The organism is Mesorhizobium sp. M7A.F.Ca.CA.002.09.1.1 (assembly GCF_003998555.1).
Classification (GTDB): Bacteria; Pseudomonadota; Alphaproteobacteria; order Rhizobiales; family Rhizobiaceae; genus Mesorhizobium; species Mesorhizobium ciceri.
In genome coordinates this window covers 1-5871 of the sequence record NZ_RZRR01000287.1, presented here as the reverse complement: position 1 = coordinate 5871, position 5871 = coordinate 1, and the positions used below count along the sequence as shown (strand labels likewise).

General features: G+C 62.5%; 9 protein-coding genes. All 9 read right to left on the bottom strand.

Going from position 1 to position 5871, the window contains the following annotated elements; genetic code table 11:
* Positions 1-758 (bottom strand): homoserine kinase (locus EN994_RS14630; protein WP_127307614.1); only part of this gene is annotated, 758 nt, incomplete at its 3' end.
* A 5-nt stretch (positions 759-763) separates the two neighbouring features.
* Entirely contained in the window at positions 764-1774 is a 1011-nt protein-coding gene (gene ispH / locus EN994_RS14625) for a 4-hydroxy-3-methylbut-2-enyl diphosphate reductase (protein WP_063167683.1), read from the bottom strand.
* An 88-nt stretch (positions 1775-1862) separates the two neighbouring features.
* Complete coding sequence (locus EN994_RS14620) at positions 1863-2618, bottom strand: SURF1 family protein (RefSeq protein WP_063167682.1); 756 nt, start codon at positions 2616-2618, stop codon at positions 1863-1865.
* Complete coding sequence (locus tag EN994_RS14615) at positions 2615-3001, bottom strand: DUF983 domain-containing protein (protein WP_024503617.1); 387 nt, start codon at positions 2999-3001, stop codon at positions 2615-2617. Before EN994_RS14615 ends, EN994_RS14620 begins: the two co-directional genes overlap by 4 nt.
* Positions 3002-3022: 21 nt before the next feature.
* Positions 3023-3514 carry a L,D-transpeptidase family protein gene (locus EN994_RS14610; protein WP_063167681.1) on the bottom strand — a complete coding sequence of 164 codons (492 nt, stop codon included), beginning with the start codon at positions 3512-3514 and terminating at the stop codon, positions 3023-3025.
* 91 nt (positions 3515-3605) lie between these two features.
* Positions 3606-4487 carry a cytochrome c oxidase subunit 3 gene (locus EN994_RS14605; RefSeq protein WP_024503615.1) on the bottom strand — a complete coding sequence of 294 codons (882 nt, stop codon included), beginning with the start codon at positions 4485-4487 and terminating at the stop codon, positions 3606-3608.
* A 1-nt stretch (position 4488) separates the two neighbouring features.
* Positions 4489-5121, bottom strand: a complete 633-nt coding sequence (locus EN994_RS14600; RefSeq protein WP_027164147.1) for a cytochrome c oxidase assembly protein — start codon at positions 5119-5121, stop codon at positions 4489-4491.
* The gene (locus EN994_RS14595) at positions 5121-5279 is read right to left on the bottom strand and encodes a hypothetical protein (RefSeq protein ID WP_013532777.1); all 159 of its coding nucleotides are present in this window, start codon (positions 5277-5279) and stop codon (positions 5121-5123) included. Before EN994_RS14595 ends, EN994_RS14600 begins: the two co-directional genes overlap by 1 nt.
* 2 nt (positions 5280-5281) lie before the next feature.
* Positions 5282-5871, bottom strand: a 590-nt coding sequence (locus tag EN994_RS14590) for a protoheme IX farnesyltransferase (RefSeq protein ID WP_164745922.1), incomplete at its 5' end; no start/stop codon positions are given.

The following is a 5871-nucleotide window of genomic DNA, read 5'->3' as shown; positions in this document are numbered from 1 at the left end:
CTCTTGTAGCCGGCGAGCAGCGCCTTGCCCTTGGTCAGGTTGAAGGAAAAATCCTTCTCGAAGCACCAGGCGTTGAGGCAGGTGGCGACATCGTAGGCATAGAGGTCGTCGCAGGCGAAATAGAAGTCGATCAGGCCGGAGAGCTTTTCGCCGAGGAAGAAAACGTTGTCCGGGAAAAGATCGGCATGAATGATGCCTTGCGGCAGGTCTTTGGGCCAGTTGCGCTCAAAATCGGCAAAGTCGGCATCAACCTCGGCCGCCAGGCCCGGCTCGACCTCGTCGGCCCGGTCGCGCGCTGCGTCCCAGAGCTTGCGCCAGCCGTCGATGGCCAGGGCATTCGGACGTGTCATCGAAAAATCGGCGCCGGCCAGATGCAATTGCGCCAACGCCTTGCCGACCTCGGCACAATGCGTGGCTGTGGGCCGCCGCAACGAAAGCCCTTCCAGGAAGGTGATGATGACCGCCGGCCGGCCGGCGAGCGTGCCGATGACGCTGCCGTCATGGGCGGTCACCGGCAGCGGGCAGGACACGCCCTTGTAGGCGAGATGGCCCATCAGCCCAAGGAAAAACGGCAGATCCGCCCTCTCGACGCGCTTCTCATAGAGCGTCAGGATGTAGGAGCCGCTCGAGGTGTGCAGCAGGAAGTTCGAGTTCTCGGTGCCTTCGGCGATGCCCTTGTAGGACAGGAGATCGCCGACCGGATAGTGCTTCAGGAATGCGCCGAGTTCGCCTTCCGCGACGTCAGTGTAGACCGCCATGTGCCTTACGCGGCTCCATTGACGAAGGCCATGTCGGCCCGCGTCAGTTCGACATCGCGCAGTACCCGCATGACCGGAAAATCCTCCGTTTCCGTGGCCGTGATGGCCAGATCGATCGTGACATCGAAGCGCTGCCGGAACGCGTCGATGATCTCGTCGACGATGATTTCGGGCGCCGACGCGCCGGCCGACAGGCCGAGCGTCGAAATGTTGCCGATGTCATTCCACGGAATCTCGGCGGCGCGCTGCACGAGAAGCGACATGGTGGCGCCTGCACGCTCCGCCACTTCGACAAGTCGTCGCGAATTGGAGGAATTCGGCGCGCCGACGATCAGATAGAGATCGGCGCCCGGCGCGGTGTCCTTGACGGCTTCCTGGCGGTTGGTGGTGGCATAGCAGATCGATTCCGCCGCTGGCGCCTGCAGCGCCGGAAAGCGATCCTGCAAGGCGCGGATGATGCCGGCGGTGTCCTCGACCGACAATGTGGTCTGGGTAACGAAGCCTAGCGCCTGCGGATCGGTGGGCGAGAGCTTTGCGGCATCGGCTTCGGTTTCGATCAGGGTCACCGCTCCGTCCGGGAGCTGGCCCATGGTGCCGATCACCTCGGGATGTCCGGCGTGACCAATCAACAGCACATGACGGCCGAGCCGCTGATGGCGCATCGCCTGCTTGTGGACCTTCGACACCAGCGGGCAGGTGGCATCGAGATAGAAGAGATTGCGCGCCTTCGCATCCGCCGGCACCGATTTCGGCACGCCATGCGCCGAGAACACGACGGGCGACTGCCGATGTTCGGCCGGGATCTCGGAGAGTTCCTCGATGAAGACGGCGCCAAGGCTTTGCAGCCCCTCGACGACGTAGCGGTTGTGCACGATTTCATGGCGGACGTAGACCGGCGCGCCATATTTCTTCAGCGCCAGCACGACGATCTGGATGGCACGGTCGACACCGGCGCAAAAACCGCGCGGCTGGCAGAGCCGGATCGTCAGAGGTGGTTTGGTGGTTGTCTGAAGCATTAAATCCGGGCCGGTTGATCAAAGCCGAAATGAGGTGCGCACCCCTGCCCTGTCAAGGGCATCGGTAGAAAGGGGGCGTCGCTCGCATTCATTCCTCTTTCGCGGGGCGGCGAAGCCGCAGGATGAGCACGGCGGCGAGCGTGGCGGCAAGCCCGTACCAGGTGACGGCATATTGCAGATGGCTGTTCGGCAGGTCGATGATGGTGACGCCGCCAACCGGCAATCCGCCTGGATTTGGCGTCTTGTCTGCGTCGATGAAGATCGGCACCAGCGTGAACCCAGCCGGCAGGCCCGCGCTCGCCGCCATGACGTCGCGGTCCTTCCAGTAGAAGATGTTCTTCGCCACATCGTTGTCGGGCAGCATCATCGACGGCTTTGCTGGCAGGGGGTTGCGAGCGAGCCCCGTGACCGTCACTCTGCCGGTCACCTGTCCCTTGGCGCGCTTGGCGGCGTCCTTCAGATCGTAAGGCACGAAGCCGCGATTGATCAGGACGAAGCGGCCGTCGTCGAGCGCCAGCGGCGTGTAGACATTGAAGCCGGCATCACCCTCCCAGGTCGCGTAAAAATGCCGTTCGCCTTGATGCAGGAACGTCCCGGTGACGGCGACGGGCGTATAATCGACGTCCCCGGTGGCTGCGAATTCTTTCTCGACCTCGGCCAGCGGCCGCGGCGCTGAATGAGTGCGCTGGTCGATGGTCTGCAGAAGGCCTTCCTTCCAATAAAGGCGCTGCACCTGCCAGGTGCCGAGCGCCAGCAGGATCAGGAACAGCACAAGGCCAAGGCCGAGCAGCAATGCCGTCCTAGGCCGCGATCGGCCATCGGCTTTAACGGTTGCCTCGCTCATTCGCCGCGATCCAACCGGCCTTCGGCCGCCTTGTTGCGGTATTGCAGCGTCAGCAGCACGCCTTTGATCAGCCTCAGCGCCGCCAGGCACAGCACGACAGCCAGCGGAATCCAGACCAGCAGATGCAGCCAGAGCGGCGGGCTAAGCGTGACTTCAACCCAGAGCGCCAGGCCGACGATAAGGAAGCCTATGATCAGGATGACGAACACCGCCGGCCCGTCGCCGGCATCGGCGTAGGAATAATCGAGGCCGCAATTGACGCAGCGCTTGCCGACAGTGAGGAAGCCGGAGAACAACCGCCCCTCGCCGCAGCGCGGGCAGCGGCCATGCAGGCCGGCCGAGATCGGATCGATCGGCGGCCAGATCGCCCTGTCTTCACTCATGGGAGCGTCGTCGCTCATTGCTTACCGCTCGATTTCGATCGGTGTGCCATCGGCCACCAGCGCCCAGATTTCGTCCATGTCGGAGTCCGTAACCGCAATGCAGCCGTCGGTCCAGTCGACCAATTGAAGCAGCCAGCCCCACCAGCCATAACCATTCGGTTGGCCGTGGATCATGATCATGCCGCCCGCGCCGACATTGCGCGCCTTGGCGGCGGCCTCATCGTCGGCATTGGGGTACGAAATATGGATCGATTTGTGCGCGATGCTGTTCGGGTTGCGCCAGTCGAGGACATAGTTCCCCTCGGGCGTGCGCTGATCGCCCTCCTGGTGCTTGTGCCCGACGGGATCGCCGCCGAGCGCGATGCCGTAGTTTCGCAGGACCTTGCCGTCGCCGATCAGTTCCAGCCGGCGTTCGGCCTTGTGAACACGCACCAGGTCCACCTTCTCGCCGGCAAAGGCCGGGAGTGCCCCGATCATCAATGCGCAAATAGCCCGGAAGATTGTCAGTCGCATTGGCTATCGATCAGCGATCATTGCGCCAAAAAGAAGAAGGCGGCCACGTTGCCGCGGCCGCCTCCAGAAATGAAAATCCCTCAGGCCTGGATCAGTGGCCCTCGATCACCGCGCCGACCGATCCCCAGACGTAGATCGAGGCGAACAGGAACAGCCAGACCACGTCGACGAAGTGCCAGTACCAGGCGGCCGCCTCGAAGCCGAAATGCTGCTTGGGGGTGAAATCACCCTTCATCGCCCGGATCAGGCAGACCAACAGGAAGATGGTGCCGATGATGACGTGGAACCCGTGGAAGCCGGTCGCCATGAAGAAGGTGGCGCCATAGATGGAATCCTTGAAAGCGAACGGAGCGTGCATGTACTCGTAGGCCTGCACCATGGTGAACAGCATGCCGAGGCCAACGGTCAGCACCAGGCCGTTGATCAGCCCCTTGCGGTCGCCGTGAAGAAGCGAATGGTGCGCCCAGGTCACCGTGGTGCCCGACAGCAGCAGGATGACGGTGTTGTAGAGCGGCAAATGGAAGGGATCGAGAACCTCCATGCCCTTCGGCGGCCAGACGCCACCAGTAAATGTGGCGCGCGCGTAGTTCTGTGCCTCACCGGCAAAAAGGCTGGCATCGAAATAGGCCCAGAACCAGGCAACGAAGAACATCACCTCCGAGGCGATGAACATGATCATGCCATAGCGCAGGTGCAGCGACACGACCCGCGTATGATGACCCTCATGCGCTTCCTTGATCGTGTCCGACCACCAGGCGAACATGGTGTAGAGGACGATCACGAGGCCGATGAAGAACAGCCACGGATTGGCGATGTTGAAGCCGAAGATCGGGAACGACCCGCCCTTCAGATATTCCATCAGGGCGACACCGCCAAAGGCCATGACCAGCGCCCCTACCGAGCCTAGGAAAGGCCATGGGCTCGGGTCGACGAGATGATAGTCATGCTGTGGTTTTGCGTGCGCGTCTGCCATATCAACCCCCGAGATTTGCTTCGGTATTCGAAATTGTCTTGCTGTTGCCATCGGTCGGCGCCGAGGAGGCGACCGGCTTGGTCTTCTCGACCGGGAACATCGTGTAGGACAGCGTGATCGTCTTCACGTCCTTGAGCTCCGGCACATTGACGATGTCGGGGTCCACGTAGAACAGGACCGGCATGTCCAGCGTCTCGCCGGGCTTCAGCGTCGTGTCGGTGAAGCAGAAGCACTCGACCTTGTTGAAATAGGGGCCCGCCAGTTCAGGCTGCACGTTGAAGGTGGCGCGGCCGGTCACCGAACGATCGAACTTGTTGGTCGCCTGGTAGTGCGCCTGCACGGTCTCGCCGATCTTCATCGTCATCGAGCGCTGGACCGGCTGAAACTCCCATGGCACGCCGGCGACGTTGGCATCGAAGCGGACGGTGATCTCGCGGTCGAGCACGCGGCCGGCATACTGCTTCTCGGCACGTTGCGTCGTGCCGCCATAGCCGGTCGCCTGGCAAAACATCTTGTAGAGCGGCACCGCGGCATAGGCCATGCCGATCATGCCGGTGAAGAAGGCGAGGCAGACAGCCGCGACGATGACGTTGCTGTTCTTGCCCGCCGCTTTCCTGGACTTCTCGACGCTCATCACATCGTGCCCAGATTGTGGCCGAACTTCACGATCGTCGCGATGTAGAAAATGACCACCAGCAGCGCCAGCGCCACGCCGATGGCGATAGAACGGCTGCGCTGCGCCTTCTTCTGACGCTCGGTCAACGTGACGGTCTCGAGCTTTTCCTCGATCATGGTCATGCTCCACCCATGGCAAGCGCGCGTTCGACAACGCTGTCGGCCAGATAGGCAGCGAAGATGGCGAAGAGATAAAGCAGCGAATAGGCGAACAGGGCCTTGGCCGGTTTCATGACGCGGTCATCGTCGGCCATGCCAAGCACTTTCCACGCGTACCAGGCAAAACCGACCCCGAGCAGCAGGGCGGCCACGCCATAGAAGGGCGTGGTGTAGCCGAGCAGCCACGGCAGCACGCCTACCGGGGCCAGCACCAGCGCATAGGCGAAGATCTGGCGGCGCGTCGAAGCGTGGCCGGCGACGTTGGGCATCATCGGAATACCGGCCTTGGCGTAGTCCTCGGATTTGAAAAGCGCCAGCGCCCAGAAATGCGGCGGCGTCCAAAGGAAGATGATCAGGAACAAGACAACGCTTTCGAGGCTGACCGTCCCGGTCACCGCGGCCCAGCCGATCACGGGCGGAATGGCACCGGCGGCCCCGCCGATGACGATGTTCTGCGGCGTCCAGCGCTTCAGCCACATCGTGTAGACGACGGCGTAGAAAAAGATGGTAAAGGCCAGCAGCGTCGCCGCCAGCCAGTTGACCAGCACGC